A 17,080-nucleotide genomic window follows, 5' to 3' on the forward strand; every position below is an offset into this window, starting at 1 on the left:
GAAATCTATTGTTCGGGGTGCGCTCACGCCGACGGGGTACCTTGCTCCGCGAATGTCCCCCGGCCTGTGGCCTCCTCCTTTATTTCGCTGCGCAAGGCACCCCGCCGTCGTGATCGTTCAGAGCACTTGTCGATCGGCTCGCACGAGCGCTGCGTCCATGTGCACAGGACACCGGGTGCTCCCCGCAGCGAAATAAAGGAGGAGGGGCGAAGCCCCGGGGGACATTCGCGGAGGGGAGTACCCGGTGGCCTGTGCACTCACCCTGAAAAAACCAAAGCCTCAATGAGCAGCATCACAAAGACCATCGCCCCGACAGAACTGCAAGCCCTGCTCCTGGCAGAGCCAGCCGCAGAACTCGCACTGCTCGACGTGCGCGAAACCCGCTTCTTCGTCGAGCGGCACCCCAACCTCGCGCGCAACGTGCCCTTCAGCGGCTTCGAGCTGCAGATCGAGGCGCTGGTGCCGCGCCGCACCACCCCTGTCGTGCTCTACGACGACCACGGCGCAACCGACGGCGTGGGCCGGGCCGCATCAGCCGTGCTCGCCCGGCTGGGCTACACCGACGTGCGAAACCTCGAAGGCGGCCTGCAGCGCTGGCTGTCCGAGGGCCTGCCCGCCATCGACGGCTACGGCACGCTGGTCAAGGCCTTCGGCGACCGCGCCCGGCTGTACTACGGCACGCCGGGCCTGCCCGTCGAGGCGCTGCGGGAACGCCAGCGCCAAGGCCGGCCGACCACGCTCGTCGACGCGCGGCCGCAGGCCGAGTTCAGGTTTCTCTCGCTGCCCGGCGCGCGCAACCATGCGGGCACCGAACTGGCCCTGCGGCGCTTCGAGCCGGGCGGGGCCGACCACCTCTGGGCCATCAACTGCTTCAGCCGCACGCGCGGCATCGTCGGCGCCACCACGCTGCGGCTGCTGGCCCGTGCGCCCGACGCGGTGTTCGTCGAAGACGGCGTGATGGCCTGGGGCCTGCAAGGCGCACCGACCGTGCAGAACGCCGCCCCCGACGACGAACTGCCGCCCGAATCTCCCGACGTGCTGCGCCGGATCGCCGACGACCTGATCGAGCGTTTCGGGCTGCCCCTGGCCGATGCCGCGCGGCTCGCCCGCTGGCGCGACGACGATGCACGCACCCTCTACGTATTCGACGTGCGTCCCGCCGCCGATCCGGCCTTCTCGGGCACCGGCGTGCGGCAGGTGCCGGGCGGGCAACTGCTGATGCACTTCGAGAACCTCGTCGCCACGCGCGGCGCGCGCATCGTGCTGCTCGACGACCAGGCCCACCGGTTGCGCGCCGCCGTCACGAGCTTCTGGCTCACCCAGCTCAACCAGGCCGAGGTCTACGTCTTCGATGGCGAGCTGGCACCCGATCAGGCGCCGCCCGCGCCCGCCATGTCGCTCAAGGATGCCCCGGCTCCGCTCACCCCCGAGGCATTGGCCCGTCTGCGCAGCAACGGCGCTGTCACCGTGGTCGACGTGGGCCCGAGCCTCGATTACGAACGCGGCCATCTGCCCGGCGCGCTCTACATGCTGCCGGCCTCGCTCGCGCCGCTTGCCGCCCATGCCGTTCCCGGGCGCACGCTGGTCTTCACCTCGCCCGACGGCATGGCCGCGGCCCGCGTGGCGCGCGACGCGCACCAGCGCTGGCACCAGGATTCAGGGGCGGTGTTCAGCTGGCTCCAGGGCGGAACGCAGGGCTGGGAGGCTTCAGGACGGCCGCTTTCGACCGATTTGGTGCCGTCCCGGCTGCTCACCCCCTTCGACGACGACTGGGGCTCGGTGATGCGCGTCTTCGGCCCGCGCCGCGATGCGGCCTGGGCCGACTACCTGGCGTGGGAACGCGCGCTGGCCGAACGGGTCCTGCAGGACCCGTCCGTGCGCTTTCGCTTCTTTGCGCTCAGCGCGCGGGCGCCGGCGCAGGGTCGGGCAGCTCGATCTTGATGTCGAGCACTTCGAGGTTGTCCTGGGTCTCCAGGTGCACCTTGATGTCTTCCGCGTTGATCGACACGTACTTGGAAATCACCGCCACCAGTTCGCGCTGGAGTTCGGGCAGGTAGTCGGGCCGCTTCTTGCCGCTGAGGCTGGACCGCTCGTGGGCGAGGATGATCTGCAGCCGCTCCTTCGCGACGCTGGCAGTCTTCTTCTTTTCGCCCAGCAGGAACGAGAGAAAGGACATGGCCTACTTGCCTCCGAAAATCCGCTTGAAGAAGCCGGGCTTCTCGGCGTCGACGAAGCGCATCGGCTTCTCTTCGCCCAGGAAGCGCGCCACCACGTCGCTGTAGGCCTGCGCCACGTCGGTTTCCTTGTCGTGGATCGCCGGCACGCCCTGGTTGGAGGCGTGCAGCACGCTCTCCGACTCGGGGATCACGCCGATCAGCTTGATGCGCAGGATGTCCTGGATGTCTTCCAGCGACAGCATCTGCCCGCCCGCCACGCGGTTCGGGTTGTAGCGGGTGATGAGCAGGTGCTCCTTGATGGGGTCGCCGCCGTCCTTGGCGCGCTTGGTCTTGCTGCTGAGCATGCCCAGGATGCGGTCCGAGTCGCGCACCGAGGACACCTCGGGGTTGGTCACCACCAGCGCCTCGTCGGCGAAGTGCATCGCCATCATGGCGCCGGTCTCGATGCCGGCGGGCGAGTCGCAGACGATGTATTCGAAGTCCATCGCGGCGAGGTCGGCCAGCACCTTCTCGACGCCTTCCTGCGTGAGCGCTTCCTTGTCGCGCGTCTGCGAGGCGGCCAGCACGAACAGGTTGTCGCACTGCTTGTCCTTGATGAGGGCCTGGCTCAGGTTGGCTTCGCCCTGGATCACGTTGATCAGGTCGTACACCACGCGGCGTTCGCAGCCCATGATCAGGTCCAGGTTGCGCAGGCCCACGTCGAAGTCGATCACCGCCGTCTTCTTGCCCGCGAGCGCGAGTCCGGATGCGAAGCTGGCGCTGGTGGTCGTCTTGCCGACGCCGCCCTTGCCCGAAGTCACCACCACAATTTTGGCCATGGCCATTCCTTCTTGTTTCGATTCAGTTGTTGGTTGTCAGGGTCGCCGCGTTCCGTGAGCCAGCAGGGGCTCAGGGAATGGGGTCGATCGCTATTTTTTTGCCGTCCAGGCGCACCTGGGCCGATTTTCCCAGCACCGAGTCGGGCAGCGCCACTTCGTTGGTCCGGTAGATGCCGGCGATGGCCACCAGCTGGGCTTCCATGCAGGTCGAGAAGATCCGGGCCTCGGTGTTGCCGCGCGCGCCGGCAATGGCCTTGCCGCGCAGCGGCGCGTACACGTGCACGTTGCCGTCGGCAATGACCTCGGCACCGAAGCTCACCACCGCCGTCACCACCACGTCGCCGCCGCGGGCGTAGACCTGCTGGCCCGAGCGCAGCGGCTTGTCGATCAGCAGCGTGCCGTTGGCCGGCACCGGCACTTCGCGCACGATCTGCGGGGCTTCGGACGCGGGCGGTTCGGCCGGCGGGGCGGGAGCGCGCGGCGCCGGCGCGGCAGGCATGGCCGCCACCGACAGGCCGGCGGCGCGCGCCGCGGCGTGCTGGGCGGCATTGCCGCCGCGCACCGCGATGGGCTGGGTCTGGTGGCGCGCCAGCAGGCTGCGCAGGGCGGCGAAGTCGATGTCGCCGGCGGCCTCGCCGCTCTCGCCCTGCGCTTCCTGCAGCAGCGAGAGGTCGATCACCACCGGCTCCTGCTCGAAGAAATCGGGCGAATCCGCCAGCTGGGCGTCGAGCGCCTCGGCCAGCACGTCCAGGTCGGACGTCTTGAGGATCACTGCGATCAGCGGCAGCGTGGCGCTCTTGAATTCGAAAACCGCCTTGGTGCGCGCGGCGGAGACATCGGCCATTGGAAAACGTCGGTGCGAAAAGCGTTGGAGTCTAACGGGCGCCAGCCAAACCCGGGTGACCGGGCGTTACACCAGGCCCCCCCCGGTCCACGCTTCGTCCGCTCAGTTCTTCGTGCGGCCCAGCAGCGCGTACAGGATGATCGCGCCGAAGGTGGCGGTCCCGATGCCGCCCAGGGCGAAGTCGCCGAACTTCAGCGTGAAGTCGCCGGTGCCGATGATCAGCGTGATGGCCGCCACGATCAGGTTCTTGTTCTGCGAGAAGTCGACCTTGTTGTCGACCCAGATCTTGGCGCCGGCAATGGCGATCAGGCCGAACACCACGATGCTCACGCCGCCCATCACCGGCAGCGGAATCGCCTGGATCAGCGCGCCGAACTTCGGGCTGAAGCCCAGCACCAGCGCAATGAGCGCCGCCACCACGAACACCGCGGTGGAGTAGATGCGCGTGGCGGCCATCACGCCGATGTTCTCGGCGTAGGTGGTCACGCCCGTGCCGCCGGCGCTGCCGCTCACCACGGTGGCGATGCCGTCGCCGATGAAGGCGCGGCCCATGTAGGCGTCCAGGTTGCGCCCGGTCATGGCCGTCACCGCCTTCAGGTGGCCGAGGTTCTCCGCCACCAGGATGATCGCCACCGGGGCGATCAGCAGCATCGCGTTGGCCGTGAACACCGGCGCGGTGAAGGTCGGCAGGCCGACCCAGGCCGCGTTGGCGATGCCGCTCAGGTCGACCGGCTTGCCCAGCCCCATGCCGTTGGTCAGCACCGCGTAGACCAGCGTGGCCAGGATCAGCCCGACCAGGATCAGCAGGCGCTGCAGCATGCCGCGCGTGAACACCGCCACCAGCCCGACGCACAGGAAGGTCACGGCCTGCATCCACGAATCGAAGTTGCTGGCCGCCATGTTCTTGATCGGCACGCCCGCCAGGTTGAGCCCGATCACCGCCACCACCGCACCGGTCACCACCGGCGGCATGAAGCGCTCGATCCAGCCCGTGCCGATGGCCTGCACCAGCGCCCCGATCAGGATGTAGACCACCCCGCAGGCCACGATGCCCCCGAGCGCCACCGCGATGTTGGCGTTGGGCCCCTTGCCCGCGTAGCCGCTGGCCGCGATCACCACGCCGATGAAGGCGAAGCTCGAGCCCAGGTAGCTGGGCACCTTGCCGCCGGTCACGAAATAGAAGATGAGCGTGCCGATGCCGCTCATAAGGATGGCGATGTTGGGGCTGAAGCCCATCAGGATCGGCGCCAGCACCGTGGCGCCGAACATGGCGATGACGTGCTGCACGCCCATGGCGCCGGTCTGCAGCCAGGGCAGCCGCTCGTCGGGCGCGATGACCGCGCCGTTGGCCAGTGCGGACGCAGGCCGTTCAGTCCAGTTGAACATTCTTCTATCTCCTCTTGTTGGGTGTGGTGCTCGGTGGCCGGGACGTCCCGGCTTTCCCGGGGCGTGATTGTGGGTGATGAACCCCGCCCTGAACACCGGCACGCACCCTGCGCCGGAGAAAGAAGACCGCCGCCCTCAGCGCGGCTGCAGCACCGCCATCGTGATGCGCGAGACGCAGGTCAGCTCGCCCGCCTCGTTGGTCAGGTCGATCTGCCAGACCTGCGTGGAGCGGCCCCGGTGCACCGGCCGCGCCGTGCCGATCACCCAGCCGCTGGTGACCGAGCGGATGTGGTTGGCGTTGATGTCCAGCCCCACCGCGCGGTCGCCTTCGGGGGCGGAGTAGTGGGCGCCGCAGGAACCCAGCGTCTCGGCCAGCACCACCGACACTCCGCCATGAAGGATGCCGTAGGGCTGGCGGGTGCGCTCGTCGACCGGGCAGCGGGCGCGGATGAAGTCGTCGCCCACCTCCAGGAACTCCATGCCCAGCGTCGAGACGGCGGTGCCGACGTGGTTGCGGGTCAGCTCCTCGACGGAGATTTCTTTTTTCCAGATACGCATTCGGTTCTTCTTTCCTGTAGTAGGTGGCTAAAACTATAGCGACGGCGGCTGACAACGGCAGTCGCCTTTGCGTGTTAACTTGGATCGATGAAGCACCCTGTCCGCCGCTGGCTCCTCGGCATTGCCGCCGTCCTGGTGATCGGCGTCGGCGCCCTGGTGCTGGTGGTGCACTCGAAGCTGCCCACCGACGACGAGGTGGCCGCGAAGATCGCCGAAGGCTTCGAGCAGCGCTTCGGCGTGCCGCTGAAGATAGGCAGCGCCCATTGGTCGCTGCTGCCGATGCCCATGCTGGTGCTGTCCGACGTCGCCACCGGGCAGCCCCGGCCCATCACCCTGCGGCAGGTCACGCTGCGGCTCAAGCTGGCGCCGCTGCTGCACCGCGTCATTGCGCTGGACGATGTCGAGATCGAAAGCCTGGTGCTGCCCAGCGCGTCGGTGAGGGCCTTTCGCGGCAAGGGGCCCAAGCCCGCCGAGGGCGCGGCGCCCGTGGCGCTGCCGGCACCGTGGACCCTGGCACCGGTGCCCGTGGAACGGGTGCGCTGGCGCGACCTGACCTGGATCGACCGGCGCGACATTTCGCTGGCCTACGACGGCGACATCGTCTTCGACCCTCAGTGGCGCCCGCGCCAGGCCCGGGTGGAGCGCGCCGGCCTGGCGCCGCCCTTGCCGCCTGCGCGCCTGCGGCTGGACCGCGAAGCGGGGCAGGACCGCTGGCGCACCCGCATCGACGTAGGCGGCGGCACCTTGAACGGCGTCGCGCGCTTCGAGACCCTGGCCAACGGCAAGCTGCGCGTGTCGGCCGAACTCGACCCGCGCCAGGTCGACATCGAAAGCCTGGTGCAGGCCTTCGACCGCCGCACTTCGGTGGCCGGCAAGGTCTCCGGCCATTCCACGCTGGTGGCCGAGGCGGGCAGCGCCGAGGAGGTGAGCGCGCTGGTCCGCAACCTGCACACCCGCACCACCTTTTCGGTGCAGCCCGCCACGCTCACCAAGCTGGACGTGGCCAAGGCGGTGAGCACCGCCGGCATCAGCCGCGGGGGCCGCACGCCGCTGGACGAACTCACGGGCACGCTCGACACCCAGGGCACCGACAACGGCGTGGTGCTGCAGTACTCCAACCTCAAGGCCCGCTCGGGCGTGCTCACGGCAAGCGGCAGCCTGAAGCTGTTCAACCGCAAGCTCGACGGCGAGATCGCGGTGGACCTGGTCGACGGCGTGGTCGGCGTGCCGCTCAAGATAGGCGGCACCGTGAGCGACCCCGAGCTCTCGCTGACAGGTGCCGCACTCACCGGCGCGGCCATCGGCAGCGCGGTGCTGCCGGGCGTGGGCACGGCCATCGGCGCGCGCATAGGGCAGCAGGTGGAGAAGATGTTCGGCGGCAGCAGCAAGCCGAAGCCGAAGCCGTCCAGGCCCGCGCCGGGGCGCTGAGGGCTTCAGCGCCCGAACTCGCCGTGGCGGCCCGCGCCGCCGGCAAAACGCGCGGCGCCGGTTTTGCCCTCGGCAAAGACCATCGGCACGCCTTGCGCGCCCTCGCGGCGCAGCGCTTCGGCCAGCGGCATGTCCCACTGCCCGTAGGTGGAGCGGCGGTCGGCCAGCATGCATTGCTGCGGGAAGGCGGCAAGCTGGTGGGCCAGTTCCTGCGCGGCGGCCAGCGCGCCGCCGGGCGGCGTCACGCGGTTGACCAGGCCCATCGACAGCGCCTCGGCCGCGCCCACCGGACGGCCCGAGAGAATCATGTCGAGCGCGCGCCCCATGCCCACGATGCGCGGCAGCCGTACCGTGCCGCCGTCGATCAGCGGCACGCCCCAGCGGCGGCAGAACACGCCGAACACCGCGTCGTCGTCGGCCACGCGCAGGTCGGCCAGCAGCGCGAGTTCGAGGCCGCCCGCCACCGCATAGCCGTTCACCGCCGCGATGAGCGGCTTCGACAGCGCCATGCGCGTCGGCCCCATCGGCCCGCTGCCGCCGCCTTCGGGGTCGAGCTCGTTGCGCCGGGCCGGGTCGCCCACGGCCGAGAGGTCGGCGCCCGCGCAGAAGTTGCCGCCCGCGCCGGCCAGCACCGCGACGCGAAGCGCGTCGTCGGCCTCGAAACGCTCGAAGGCCTGGCGCAGTCCGGCGGCCACGACACCGTCGACCGCATTGCGCTTTTCCGGACGGTTCAGCGTGATGGTGCAGACCGTGCGGTCCACGTCGTACGTCACGTACTGCATGGCCATGTGTGCATCCTTTAGGGCTAAATTACATTAGCGATCGCTCGGCTGCATCCTAGGAAATATTTCTCTCTTTCGCAATCATGGACAAAGTATGTAATGTGCCGGTGGCCATCCCCAGCGCGCCGGAGCTGATCCTCGACCTGCTGGTGGCCGACGGAGGCACGCTGAGTTCGCAGGCGCTGTGCCGCGCGGGCGAGCTCATGGGCATCGGCGAGTCGACGCTGCGCGTGGGCCTGACGCGGCTCGCGGCCGAGGGCAAGATCGCGCGCGGCGAGCGAGGCAGCTACGCGCTCAACCGCGATGGCCCGGCGCTGTCGCGCGCGGTCGACGACTGGCGTCACAAGCAGGCGCAGACCGTCGCATGGCACGGCGACTGGCTCGCCGTGCACGACGCCGGCGTGCCGCGCGCCGACAAGACGGCCTGGCGCCACCACGCCCTGGCGCTCTCGCTGCGCGGCTTCGCGGCGCTGCGGCCGGGGCTGCACATCCGGCCCGACAACCTCGCGGGCGGGCTGGAGGGCGAGCGCGTGCAGCTTGCAGCCCTGGGGCTGTCGCCCAGCGCGCTGGTGTTCCGGCTGGCCGACCTGGACGATGCCGCGCAGGCCGCCGCGCGCAAGCTGTGGAACGTGCGCGTTCTTGCGGCCGATTGCCGCCGCCTGCAGGCGGGCCTGGAGCGCAGCGAGAAACGGTTGCGCACCCAGCGGCTCGAAGTGGCGATGCGCGAGTCGCTGCTGCTGGGGCGCGCCGTGATCGCGCATCTCATCCGCGACCCGCTGCTGCCGGCCGAACTCATGTCGCCCGCGCCGCGCGCCGAGCTGCTCGCCGCCACCCGCCGCTACCAGGACAAGGCGCTGGTCTTGTGGCGCAAGTGGCTGGCGTTGCCGTAGCTTTTCAGTGCGCAGTGCGCAGTGCGCAGTTCGTCGAACTGCACCTCGCCTTCCTTCATGACCAGCGGAGCACCTGCTCCGCCTTCACCGGGCAATCAGAAGTCGAGCCGTACCACCCGCGCATCGCCCACGGGTCCGCGAGCGTGCAGCCTTTCCACCTCGGCCGCGCGCCGCGTCAGCACCGCGCGCTGGTTGATGTAGCCCTTGTCGGTGATCTCGCCGGCATCGAGGCTCGGCGGCTCGGCCAGCACCAGCGCGCAGGCCGGGCACTGCGAGGAGCCCGCGCCTTCGTCGCGCAGCGAACGCAGCACGCCGGCGATGCGCTCGTCCATGGCTTCCGGCGGCAACGCGGCGCCTTGCGGGCTCGTGAACACCAGCATGCCGATCTCGTCGCGGTCGTGGCCGGTGAGCACCACGTCCTGCGCATGCGGCGCGAGCATCGACACCAGCTTCACGCGCAGCGTGCCCACCGACACCCAGGTGCCGCTGGAGAGCTTGAAGTCTTCCGCCACGCGGCCGTTGAAGATCACGCCCTGCGCGGGCTGCGCCGAGTCCGCGAGAAAGCCGGCATCGCCGATTCGGTAGTAGCCCTCCGCGTCGAAGGCTTCGGCGGTCTCGCGCGGTGCGTCGCGATAGCCGGGGAACACCGAGACGCCCTTGACGCGCATCTCCAGCTTCTCGCCGTTGGGCACGAACTTCAGCTCCAGCCCCGGCAGCGGCGCGCCGATGCAGCCGGCGCCGTCGAGCTTCCAGTGCGCGGAGGTGATGGCGGGCGAAGTCTCCGTCGCGCCCCAGGAAGTGGTGAGCCACAGCGGCCGCGTGGGCCGCACGCGCCTCGCCACGGCTTCGAGCCGCTGCCATGTGGAGGGCGCGAGCGCCGCCGCCGCGTAGAACGCGAGCCGCAGCCGCGAGAACACCTCGGCGGCCAGCGCGTCGTCGGCTTCGAGAAAAGGCAGCAGCATGTCGAAGCCGCGCGGCACGTTGAACAGCAGCGTGGGCTTCACCTCGCGCAGGTTGCGCACCGTCTTCTCGATCAGGCCCGGCGCGGGCCGGCCCTCGTCGATGTAGAGCGCGCCGCCGTGGCACAGCACCATGTGCAGGTTGTGGTTGCCGCCGAAGGTGTGGCTCCAGGGCAGCCAGTCGACCAGCACCGGCGCTTCTTGCGCGAGGAAGCGCCATGTCTGCGCCATCATCTGCTGATTGGCGCATAGCATGCGATGCGTGTTGATGACCACCTTGGGCCTGCCTGTGGAGCCGGAGGTCAGCAGGTACTTGGCGTGCGTGTCGGGCAGCACAGTGGCAAAGGCCTGCATGACGGCGGGCGTTTCTCGTACCGCGAGCAACTGTTCGAACGCGATGGCACCCGGATGCGCATCGGCATTGCGGCTGAACACCGTGGCCGCCTCCACGCCGCAGCCCGCGAGCGAGCCGCCGTAGACCCTGGCGTCCGATGCATAGATGAGTGCCGGCTTCAGCGCCTGCAGCATCCCGTGCAGCCGCGACGGGTCTTTGGCCATGCGCGAGTAGGCGCTGGAAAGCGAGCAAGCGGTGCGGCCCACATGCATGGCCGCGAGCATCAGCACCGCGTGGTCGATGGCGTTGTCCGAGAGGATCACGACCGGCTGGTTCGCCGGCAGCTTCATGTCGAGCAGTGCCTGCGCGACCGCGCCGACTGCCTGTCGCAATGCACGGTAGTCGAGCTTGCGCCAGCCTTCGCCGGCCTCCTCGCGCTCGGCGAGGGCCAGCGCGTCGGGTGTCTCGCGCGCCCAGCGTTCGATCCATTCGCCGATGCAGCGCGCATAGGGCTTCAGCGCCACCGGCGAGCGCAACGCGAACGAGCCGTCGTCGAAGTCGATGCGTACCGTGCGGGGTGGGGCGATCAGGTTTTCGTCGTTCAGGAAGTCGGTCATTTTTTGTGTTTTTCCGGGTTTGTTCTGGGGGCGTGCACAGGTCACCGGGTACTCCCCTCCGCGAATGTCCCCCGGCCTGCGGCCTCCTCCTTTATTTCGCTGCGGGGAGCACCCGGTGGCCTGTGTACAACGAGCGCTGCCGTTGTTCCGCTCGATCAACAAGTGCTCTGAACGCTCACGACGGCGGGGTGCCTTGCGCAGCGAAATAAAGGAGGAGGGCGAAGCCCGGGGGACATTCGCGGAGCAAGGCACCCCGTCGGCGTGAGCGAGCCCCGAACAAGCCATTCACAGCACGACAAGAGCCAAGCAAGGCCCCGACCTACTCAAGCTTGCCGCTATCAGCCTTAGCGCGAATCAGGTCTAACAGCAGGTTGTCGCGCACCGCTTCGAGGTCCGCCGTGCGGCGTTGCCCCAGCGCCTCGTCCACACCTTCCTTCACCTTCTGCTTCAGCTGCGCCGTCATCGACGGCGCGCCCAGGTCCTTCCACCAGTCCTCGATCGGTCCGCCCAGATGCGCCAGCACATGCTCGATGCCGCCCGCGCCACCCGACAGATGCAGATTCATGAACGGACCCATCACCGCCCAGCGCAGGCCGGGTCCGTGCGCAATGGCCGTGTCGATGTCGGCCACGCTCGCCACACCCTCATCGACCAGATGAAAAGCTTCGCGCCACAGCGCAGCCTGCAGCCGGTTCGCGATGTGGCCCTTGACCTCGCGCTTCACATGGATCGGCCGCTTGCCGATGGCCGCATAGAACGCCATCGTGCGCTCGATGACCTCGGCCGACGTCTGCGCGCCGCCGATCACCTCCACCAGCGGAATCAGGTGCGGCGGGTTGAACGGATGCCCCAGCACCACGCGCTGCGGATGCGCGCAACCCGACTGCACGCCGCTGATCGCCAGGCCCGACGAACTCGATGCGAGGATGGTCTCCGGCGGCGCCGCGGCGTCCATGCGGCGGAACAGGTCGATCTTGAAATTCATGCGCTCGGGACCGTTCTCCTGCACGAAGTCGGCCACCGACACAGCGTCTTCCAGGCTGTCGTGAAAGCGCAGCCGGTCGACCGAAGCACCCGGCGCCAGGCCGAAGCGCTCCAGCGTGGGCCAGTGCTGCGCCACCGCCGCGCGCAGCCGCTCCTCGGCGCCGGGCGACGGATCGGTCGCATTCACGTCGAGCCCGTGCGCCAGAAAGTACGCGGCCCAGCTCGCGCCGATCACGCCGGTGCCGACCACCGCCACGCGCTTCACGTCCAGGGATGTGCTCATGTCGATTTCCACCGCGTGCAGCGGCTCTCCGCCTTGGTCGTCCATGCGGCCTCGCCGCGGATCGGCTCGACCACCTTGTAATAGTCCCACGGCTCCTTCGACTCGGCCGGGGTCTTCACCTGCATCAGGTGCATGTCGTGCACCATCAGCCCGTCGTCTCGCAGCCAGCCGCCCTTGACGAACATGTCGTTGAACTTCGTCTTGCGCAGTTGCGCCATCACCTTGTCGGCATCGTCGCTGCCCGCGGCCTTCACCGCCTGCAGGTACTGCAGCGCGGCCGAGTAGTCGCCGGCATGGAAGGAGGAGGGCATGCGCTTGTGCTTGTCGAAGAAGCGGCGCGACCACTCGCGCGACTCGGGGCTCTGGTTCCAGTACCAGCTGTCGGTGAGGTACATGCCCTGCGAAGCCTTCAAGCCCAGCGCATGCACGTCGTTGATGGTGATGATCATGCCCGCCAGCTTCATGTTCTTGCCGAGGCCGAACTCCGCCGCCGACTTGATGGCGTTCACCGTGTCGCCGCCCGCGTTGGCCAGGGCCAGCACCTGCGCCTTCGAGTTCTGCGCCTGCAGCATGAAGGACGAGAAATCGCTCGCGCCCAGCGGGTGCTTGACCGAGCCCGCCACCGTGCCGCCGCTGGCCAGCACGGTCTTGGTCGCGTCGTTCTGCAGCGCCGCGCCGAAGGCGTAGTCGGCCGCCACGAAGTACCAGCTCTTGCCGCCGGCCTTGACCACCGCGCTCGCGGTGCCGCGCGCCATGGCCACCGTGTCGTAGGCGTAGTGCACCGTGTAGGGCGAGCAGTACTCGTTGGTGAGGCTCGACGCGCCCGAGCCCACCACGAAGTACGGTTTCTTCTTGTCCGCGGCCACGCCGGCCATGGCAATGGCCGCGCCCGAGTTGACGCCGCCGATCAGCATGTCGACCTTCTGCACGTCGAACCATTCGCGCGCCTTGGCGGCGGCGATGTCGGGCTTGTTCTGGTGGTCGGCCGTGACCAGCTCGATCTTCTTGCCGCCGATGGCGCCGCCCATGTCCGCGATGGCCATGCGGATGGCCTCGGCGCCGGCCGGGCCGTCGTAGTCGCGGTAGATGCCCGACATGTCGCTGATGAAGCCGATGCGGATCACGTCGTCTGACACCTGCGCCGAGGCGCACGCGGTGAATGCCGTGCCGAGCGCCAGGGCCAGTGCGGTGCGGGAAGTGTTCATGTGCTCTTGTCTCCGTTCGTTGTTCTTTTGTTTGCCGCTCAGCCCAGGGCGAACTCGGGCCGCGGCGTGCCCGTGCGCGGCAGGCCCATCATCTGGCGCGCCTCCGCAGGCGTTGCCACTTCCATGTCGAGCTCGCGGATCACCCGCACGATGCGCTCGGTGAGCTGCACGTTGGTGGCCAGCTCGCCCTGGCGGAAGTAAAGGTTGTCTTCCAGCCCCACGCGCGCATGGCCGCCCAGCAGCAGCGCCGCCACGTTGGCCTCGAGCTGCGAGGGGCCGATGCCGCTCACGCAGAAGATGCTGCCCTTGGGCAGGGTGTCGACCATCATCTGCAGGAAGCGCGGCGAATACGGCATCGCATTCTGGAAGTTGCGGTGCACGTTCATCACCAGGTTGATGAAGTAGGGCTCGTCGTCGTGGCCTTCCTGGATCAGCGTGGTCGTGTCCTGCAGGATGTGCGTGGGGCTGAACACCTCCCACTCGGGCTTGATGCCGCGCGCCTTCATGCCGGCGGCCAGCTCGCGGCCCCGGGTGATCGGCGTGTCCATCAGGATCTGCTTGCCCTCGAAGCTCAGGTTGAGCGTGGTCGCGTCGAGCGTGCACATCTCGGCGCCGGCATCCATGCCCTTGATGCGTTCTTCCCAGGCAATCTCCCAGCGGTCGCCGGCCAGCGGCTTCACCATGTCGCCGTGCACGCCGCCGCCGGTGGAGTTGTTGATGACGATGTCGCTGCCGCCCGCGCGGATGCGGCTGTTGATGTCGCGGTACACGTCGGCGTTGCAGGTGGCGCCGTCGTCGGGGCGGCGCGCATGGATGGCGACCACGCTGGCGCCGGCGTTCCAGCAGCGCAGCACGTCGGCCGCGATCTCGGCGGGCTGCGTGGGGAGGTTGGGGTTCTGCGACTTGTGCGCCATGCCGCCGGTGGGGGCGATGGTCACGATCACTTTGCGCTTCGACATGGTCGGTGGCTCCTGGTGTCTTTCATGGGGGCGCGCCATTATTTTTTGAGGCGCGTTTGCACTCAGTCATCGCGACGACATTCGGGCTCAGGGTTTACCTGCGCCAGCGGCTAAAGTCGCCACTGCCTTCCACACACTCATGCAGCAAGGAGCAGCGCCCATGAAATTCCTGCCTCTCGTTCTCGTGGCCGCCGCCGCACTGGCGACATCGGGCATGACGATGGCGCAACCGGGGCCCAGCGCCACCTGCGCGGCCAAGCGCGACGCCATCTCGCGCGACATCGACGCGGCCAAGGCCGACGGCCAGACCCAGCGCGTTCGCGGCCTGGAACGGGCGCTGGCCGAAGTGCACCGCAACTGCAGCGACGCCAGGCTGGCCGCCGATCACCAGCAGCGCGTGCGAAGCCAGGAACGCAAGGTGGCGCAGCGCGAGCGCGAACTGCGGGAAGCCCGGCGCAAGGGCGACGCCGACAAGGTCGCGCGGCGCGAAGACAAGCTGCGCGAAGCGCAGGCCGAGCTGCAGCGCATCAAGGACTTGCCCTGATCCCCTGGCGCAGTGAGCCTCCAGAGCCGTCCATGTCCACGAACAAGCAACCGCTTCAGCACGCGTCGCTGACCATCCCGCAACTGCTGCAGGGCTCGGCGTGGTTTCCGCTGCTCGACGTGGCCGCCGGAGAGCGCGTGCTCGACGAGATGCGCGAGGTCGAGGTGGCGCCCGGTGCCGCGCTCTGCCGGCGCGGCGACACGCCGGCGCACTGGTACGGCACGCTCGAAGGGCTGCTCAAGTGGTCGATCACCTCGAGCGACGGGCGCTCGGTGACGCTGGGCGGGCTGTCGGTGGGCAGCTGGTTCGGCGAAGGCACGCTGCTGCGCGCGCTGCCGCGTTCGGCCGACATCATCGCGCTGCGGCCCAGCCGCGTGGCGCAGCTGCCGCTGGAGACCTTCGAGTGGCTGCACCGCACGCAGCGCGGCTTCGACCACTTCCTGCTGCAGCAGATCAACGAGCGGCTGCACTGGTTCATGGGCAGCTATGCGGCGCACCGCCTGCTCGACGCCGACAGCCAGGTGGCGCGCGCGCTGGCCGGGCTCTTCCATCCGTGGCTGCATCCGGGCAGCGAGCCGCACCTGCAGACCTCGCAGGAGGAGATCGCGAACCTGTCGGGCGTGTCGCGCCAGCGCTGCAACGCGGCGCTGAACCGGCTGAAGGAAGCGGGCTTTCTTCGCATCGAGTACGGCGGGATCACCGTGATCGACCTCGAAGGGCTGCGCCGCTTCATCAGCGAGTGAACGGCGGGAACCCCGCTAGACCCCCAGCAGTTCCTCCAGCGCATGCGGCTCGGCCAGCAGATCCGCCGAAGCCCCGTGCCGCACGATCTGCCCCTTCTCCATCACCACCGCCAGGTCGGTATGCGCCAGCACCTTGCGGTAGTCGCGGTCGACGATCAGCGTGGCGATGCCGGTGGCGCGGATCTCGCCGATCACGCGCCAGATCTCGGCCACGATCAGCGGCGCCAGGCCTTCGGTGGCTTCGTCGAGGATCAGCAGGCGCGGGTTGGTCATGAGCGCGCGGCCGATCGACAGCATCTGCTGCTCGCCGCCCGACAGCTGCTGGCCGCCGTGCGACAGCCGCTCCGACAGGCGCGGAAAGGTCGCCATGACGCGGTCGAAGGTCCATTCGCGGCGGCCGTCGATGCCGGCGCGCTCGCTCATCACGAGATTCTCGCGCACCGACAGGTTGGGGAAGATGCCGCGCCCCTCTGGCACGTAGCCGATGCCCAGACGCGCCATCTTCTCGGGCGGCAGGCCGGTGACGGTGCGGCCGTCGACCTGCACTTCGCCCGAAGCGGGGCGCACGTAGCCCATCATCGTGCGGATCAGCGTGGTCTTGCCCATGCCGTTGCGCCCGAGCAGGCCGACCGAGGTGGCCGCCGGAATGCCGGCATGCACGCCGCGCAGGATGTGGCTGTTGCCGTAGTAGGTGTTGAGGTCTCGCACGATCAGCATCAGTGTTGCTCCTCGCCGAGATAGGCGGTGCGCACCTCGGGGTTCTCGCGGATCTCCGCGGGGTTGCCCGTGGCGATGACCGTGCCGTTCACCATCACGGTGATGCGGTCGGCGATGCGGAACACCGCGTCCATGTCGTGCTCCACCAGCAGGATGGCATGCGTGGCCTTCAGCCGCGCGAGCAGCGTGAGCATGCGGTCGGTTTCCTCGGCGCCCATGCCGGCGAGCGGTTCGTCGAGCAGCAGCACGCGCGGCTTGGTGGCCAGGCACATGGCCACTTCGAGCTGCCGTTGCGCGCCGTGGCTCATGGTGCCGGCGATGCGGTGCGCCTCGTGGGCGAGGCCTGCCGCTTCCAGTGCCGCGTCGGCCGATGCGGTGCTGGCGGCGCAGCTTTGCGACGATTGCCAGAACGCCCATGGTTTCGGCGTGGCGGCCTGCGCGGCGAGCCGGCAGTTCTCGTGCACGCTGAACTCCGGGAAGATGGTCGTGCGCTGGTAGCTGCGGCCCACGCCGTCGCGCGCGCGCTTCGCCTGGGCGCGGCCGGTGATGTCCACGCCATCGAGCGCGATGCGGCCTTCGGAGGCTTCGATCTCGCCGGAGAGCATGTTGATCAGCGTCGACTTGCCCGCGCCGTTGGTGCCGATCACGGCGTGCACTTCGCCGACGTGCAGGTCGAGCGTGACGGCGTTGACGGCTGTGAGGCCGCCGAAGCGGCGCGTGAGTTTTTCGACGGAGAGCAGTGCGTTCATGGTCTTGCTCCTTCCACTTCCGGGGGAAGGTTGGGATGGGGGCATGCGGCCTTTGATGCTGCGCGGCGTTGGAGGCCGCGTGGGCCCCCCCCCCCCCCCCCCC

At 69.0% G+C, this 17,080-nt stretch carries 17 protein-coding genes; 5 read left to right on the top strand and 12 right to left on the bottom strand.

Features of this window, described 5'->3' with window-relative positions; translation table 11 throughout:
* Positions 1-282: 282 nt before the first annotated feature.
* Entirely contained in the window at positions 283-1,941 is a 1,659-nt protein-coding gene (locus AC1RVW_RS26900) for a rhodanese-like domain-containing protein (RefSeq protein WP_493203643.1), read from the top strand.
* Here AC1RVW_RS26900 and minE read toward each other — a convergent pair.
* The 5 genes from minE to AC1RVW_RS26925 form a co-directional block, all read right to left on the bottom strand.
* Complete coding sequence (gene minE, locus AC1RVW_RS26905; RefSeq protein WP_081269713.1) at positions 1,898-2,176, bottom strand: cell division topological specificity factor MinE; 279 nt, start codon at positions 2,174-2,176, stop codon at positions 1,898-1,900. The genes AC1RVW_RS26900 and minE overlap by 44 nt on opposite strands.
* A 3-nt stretch (positions 2,177-2,179) precedes the next feature.
* The gene (minD, locus tag AC1RVW_RS26910) at positions 2,180-2,995 is read right to left on the bottom strand and encodes a septum site-determining protein MinD (RefSeq protein WP_081269792.1); all 816 of its coding nucleotides are present in this window, start codon (positions 2,993-2,995) and stop codon (positions 2,180-2,182) included.
* A gap of 70 nt (positions 2,996-3,065) precedes the next feature.
* Positions 3,066-3,839 carry a septum site-determining protein MinC gene (minC, locus tag AC1RVW_RS26915; protein ID WP_106936244.1) on the bottom strand — a complete coding sequence of 258 codons (774 nt, stop codon included), beginning with the start codon at positions 3,837-3,839 and terminating at the stop codon, positions 3,066-3,068.
* A gap of 102 nt (positions 3,840-3,941) precedes the next feature.
* Positions 3,942-5,225, bottom strand: a complete 1,284-nt coding sequence (locus tag AC1RVW_RS26920; protein ID WP_493203644.1) for a solute carrier family 23 protein — start codon at positions 5,223-5,225, stop codon at positions 3,942-3,944.
* Between the two features lie 135 nt (positions 5,226-5,360).
* Entirely contained in the window at positions 5,361-5,783 is a 423-nt protein-coding gene (locus AC1RVW_RS26925; protein ID WP_493203645.1) for a hotdog fold thioesterase, read from the bottom strand.
* Between the two features lie 87 nt (positions 5,784-5,870).
* On the opposite strand from AC1RVW_RS26925, the gene AC1RVW_RS26930 reads away from it, so the two are divergent.
* Positions 5,871-7,211, top strand: a complete 1,341-nt coding sequence (locus AC1RVW_RS26930; protein WP_493203646.1) for an AsmA family protein — start codon at positions 5,871-5,873, stop codon at positions 7,209-7,211.
* A 5-nt stretch (positions 7,212-7,216) separates the two neighbouring features.
* Here the strand turns inward: AC1RVW_RS26930 and AC1RVW_RS26935 are convergent, their stop codons facing one another.
* Entirely contained in the window at positions 7,217-7,999 is a 783-nt protein-coding gene (locus AC1RVW_RS26935) for a crotonase/enoyl-CoA hydratase family protein (RefSeq protein ID WP_493203647.1), read from the bottom strand.
* A 77-nt stretch (positions 8,000-8,076) separates the two neighbouring features.
* Here AC1RVW_RS26935 and AC1RVW_RS26940 point away from each other — a divergent pair, with 77 nt between their 5' ends.
* The gene (locus tag AC1RVW_RS26940; RefSeq protein WP_285413768.1) at positions 8,077-8,883 is read left to right on the top strand and encodes a PaaX family transcriptional regulator; all 807 of its coding nucleotides are present in this window, start codon (positions 8,077-8,079) and stop codon (positions 8,881-8,883) included.
* 95 nt (positions 8,884-8,978) lie between these two features.
* Here the strand turns inward: AC1RVW_RS26940 and AC1RVW_RS26945 are convergent, their stop codons facing one another.
* The 4 genes from AC1RVW_RS26945 to AC1RVW_RS26960 all read right to left on the bottom strand — a co-directional run bounded on the left by AC1RVW_RS26945 (position 8,979) and on the right by AC1RVW_RS26960 (position 14,224).
* Positions 8,979-10,793: a feruloyl-CoA synthase gene (locus tag AC1RVW_RS26945; protein ID WP_493203648.1), complete on the bottom strand. Its 1,815-nt coding sequence runs from the start codon at positions 10,791-10,793 to the stop codon at positions 8,979-8,981.
* A gap of 319 nt (positions 10,794-11,112) precedes the next feature.
* Positions 11,113-12,060: a 3-hydroxyacyl-CoA dehydrogenase NAD-binding domain-containing protein gene (locus tag AC1RVW_RS26950; protein ID WP_493203649.1), complete on the bottom strand. Its 948-nt coding sequence runs from the start codon at positions 12,058-12,060 to the stop codon at positions 11,113-11,115.
* A complete protein-coding gene (locus AC1RVW_RS26955; RefSeq protein WP_081267299.1) occupies positions 12,057-13,265 on the bottom strand; it encodes an ABC transporter substrate-binding protein in 1,209 nt (402 codons plus the stop codon). Before AC1RVW_RS26955 ends, AC1RVW_RS26950 begins: the two co-directional genes overlap by 4 nt.
* A 38-nt stretch (positions 13,266-13,303) precedes the next feature.
* Positions 13,304-14,224, bottom strand: a complete 921-nt coding sequence (locus AC1RVW_RS26960) for a beta-keto acid cleavage family enzyme (protein ID WP_081267300.1) — start codon at positions 14,222-14,224, stop codon at positions 13,304-13,306.
* A 160-nt stretch (positions 14,225-14,384) separates the two neighbouring features.
* Here AC1RVW_RS26960 and AC1RVW_RS26965 point away from each other — a divergent pair, with 160 nt between their 5' ends.
* Both AC1RVW_RS26965 and AC1RVW_RS26970 read left to right on the top strand, forming a co-directional pair.
* A complete protein-coding gene (locus tag AC1RVW_RS26965) occupies positions 14,385-14,768 on the top strand; it encodes a DUF1090 domain-containing protein (protein WP_493203650.1) in 384 nt (127 codons plus the stop codon).
* Between the two features lie 32 nt (positions 14,769-14,800).
* Complete coding sequence (locus AC1RVW_RS26970; protein ID WP_081267302.1) at positions 14,801-15,511, top strand: Crp/Fnr family transcriptional regulator; 711 nt, start codon at positions 14,801-14,803, stop codon at positions 15,509-15,511.
* A gap of 15 nt (positions 15,512-15,526) precedes the next feature.
* Here AC1RVW_RS26970 and AC1RVW_RS26975 read toward each other — a convergent pair whose 3' ends face one another.
* On the bottom strand, positions 15,527-16,228 hold the full coding sequence (locus tag AC1RVW_RS26975) for an ABC transporter ATP-binding protein (protein ID WP_081267303.1): 702 nt from the start codon (positions 16,226-16,228) through the stop codon (positions 15,527-15,529).
* A complete protein-coding gene (locus AC1RVW_RS26980) occupies positions 16,228-16,977 on the bottom strand; it encodes an ABC transporter ATP-binding protein (protein WP_106936235.1) in 750 nt (249 codons plus the stop codon). Before AC1RVW_RS26980 ends, AC1RVW_RS26975 begins: the two co-directional genes overlap by 1 nt.
* Positions 16,978-17,080 lie beyond the last annotated feature (103 nt).

The organism is Variovorax sp. MPBD4-3 (assembly GCF_058809745.1).

Excerpts from the sequence above, each read along its gene's own strand:
- AC1RVW_RS26920 (WP_493203644.1), bottom strand. The coding sequence starts at position 5,225 with ATGTTCAACTGGACTGAACGGCCTGCGTCCGCACTGGCCAACGGCGCG.
- AC1RVW_RS26980 (WP_106936235.1), bottom strand. The coding sequence starts at position 16,977 with ATGAACGCACTGCTCTCCGTCGAAAAACTCACGCGCCGCTTCGGCGGC.
- AC1RVW_RS26955 (WP_081267299.1), bottom strand. The coding sequence starts at position 13,265 with ATGAACACTTCCCGCACCGCACTGGCCCTGGCGCTCGGCACGGCATTC.
- minC (WP_106936244.1), bottom strand. The coding sequence starts at position 3,839 with ATGGCCGATGTCTCCGCCGCGCGCACCAAGGCGGTTTTCGAATTCAAG.
- AC1RVW_RS26965 (WP_493203650.1), top strand. The coding sequence starts at position 14,385 with ATGAAATTCCTGCCTCTCGTTCTCGTGGCCGCCGCCGCACTGGCGACA.
- AC1RVW_RS26950 (WP_493203649.1), bottom strand. The coding sequence starts at position 12,060 with ATGAGCACATCCCTGGACGTGAAGCGCGTGGCGGTGGTCGGCACCGGC.
- AC1RVW_RS26925 (WP_493203645.1), bottom strand. The coding sequence starts at position 5,783 with ATGCGTATCTGGAAAAAAGAAATCTCCGTCGAGGAGCTGACCCGCAAC.
- AC1RVW_RS26935 (WP_493203647.1), bottom strand. The coding sequence starts at position 7,999 with ATGGCCATGCAGTACGTGACGTACGACGTGGACCGCACGGTCTGCACC.
- AC1RVW_RS26930 (WP_493203646.1), top strand. The coding sequence starts at position 5,871 with ATGAAGCACCCTGTCCGCCGCTGGCTCCTCGGCATTGCCGCCGTCCTG.
- minE (WP_081269713.1), bottom strand. The coding sequence starts at position 2,176 with ATGTCCTTTCTCTCGTTCCTGCTGGGCGAAAAGAAGAAGACTGCCAGC.
- AC1RVW_RS26975 (WP_081267303.1), bottom strand. The coding sequence starts at position 16,228 with ATGCTGATCGTGCGAGACCTCAACACCTACTACGGCAACAGCCACATC.
- AC1RVW_RS26940 (WP_285413768.1), top strand. The coding sequence starts at position 8,077 with ATGGACAAAGTATGTAATGTGCCGGTGGCCATCCCCAGCGCGCCGGAG.
- AC1RVW_RS26970 (WP_081267302.1), top strand. The coding sequence starts at position 14,801 with ATGTCCACGAACAAGCAACCGCTTCAGCACGCGTCGCTGACCATCCCG.
- AC1RVW_RS26900 (WP_493203643.1), top strand. The coding sequence starts at position 283 with ATGAGCAGCATCACAAAGACCATCGCCCCGACAGAACTGCAAGCCCTG.
- AC1RVW_RS26960 (WP_081267300.1), bottom strand. The coding sequence starts at position 14,224 with ATGTCGAAGCGCAAAGTGATCGTGACCATCGCCCCCACCGGCGGCATG.
- minD (WP_081269792.1), bottom strand. The coding sequence starts at position 2,995 with ATGGCCAAAATTGTGGTGGTGACTTCGGGCAAGGGCGGCGTCGGCAAG.
- AC1RVW_RS26945 (WP_493203648.1), bottom strand. The coding sequence starts at position 10,793 with ATGACCGACTTCCTGAACGACGAAAACCTGATCGCCCCACCCCGCACG.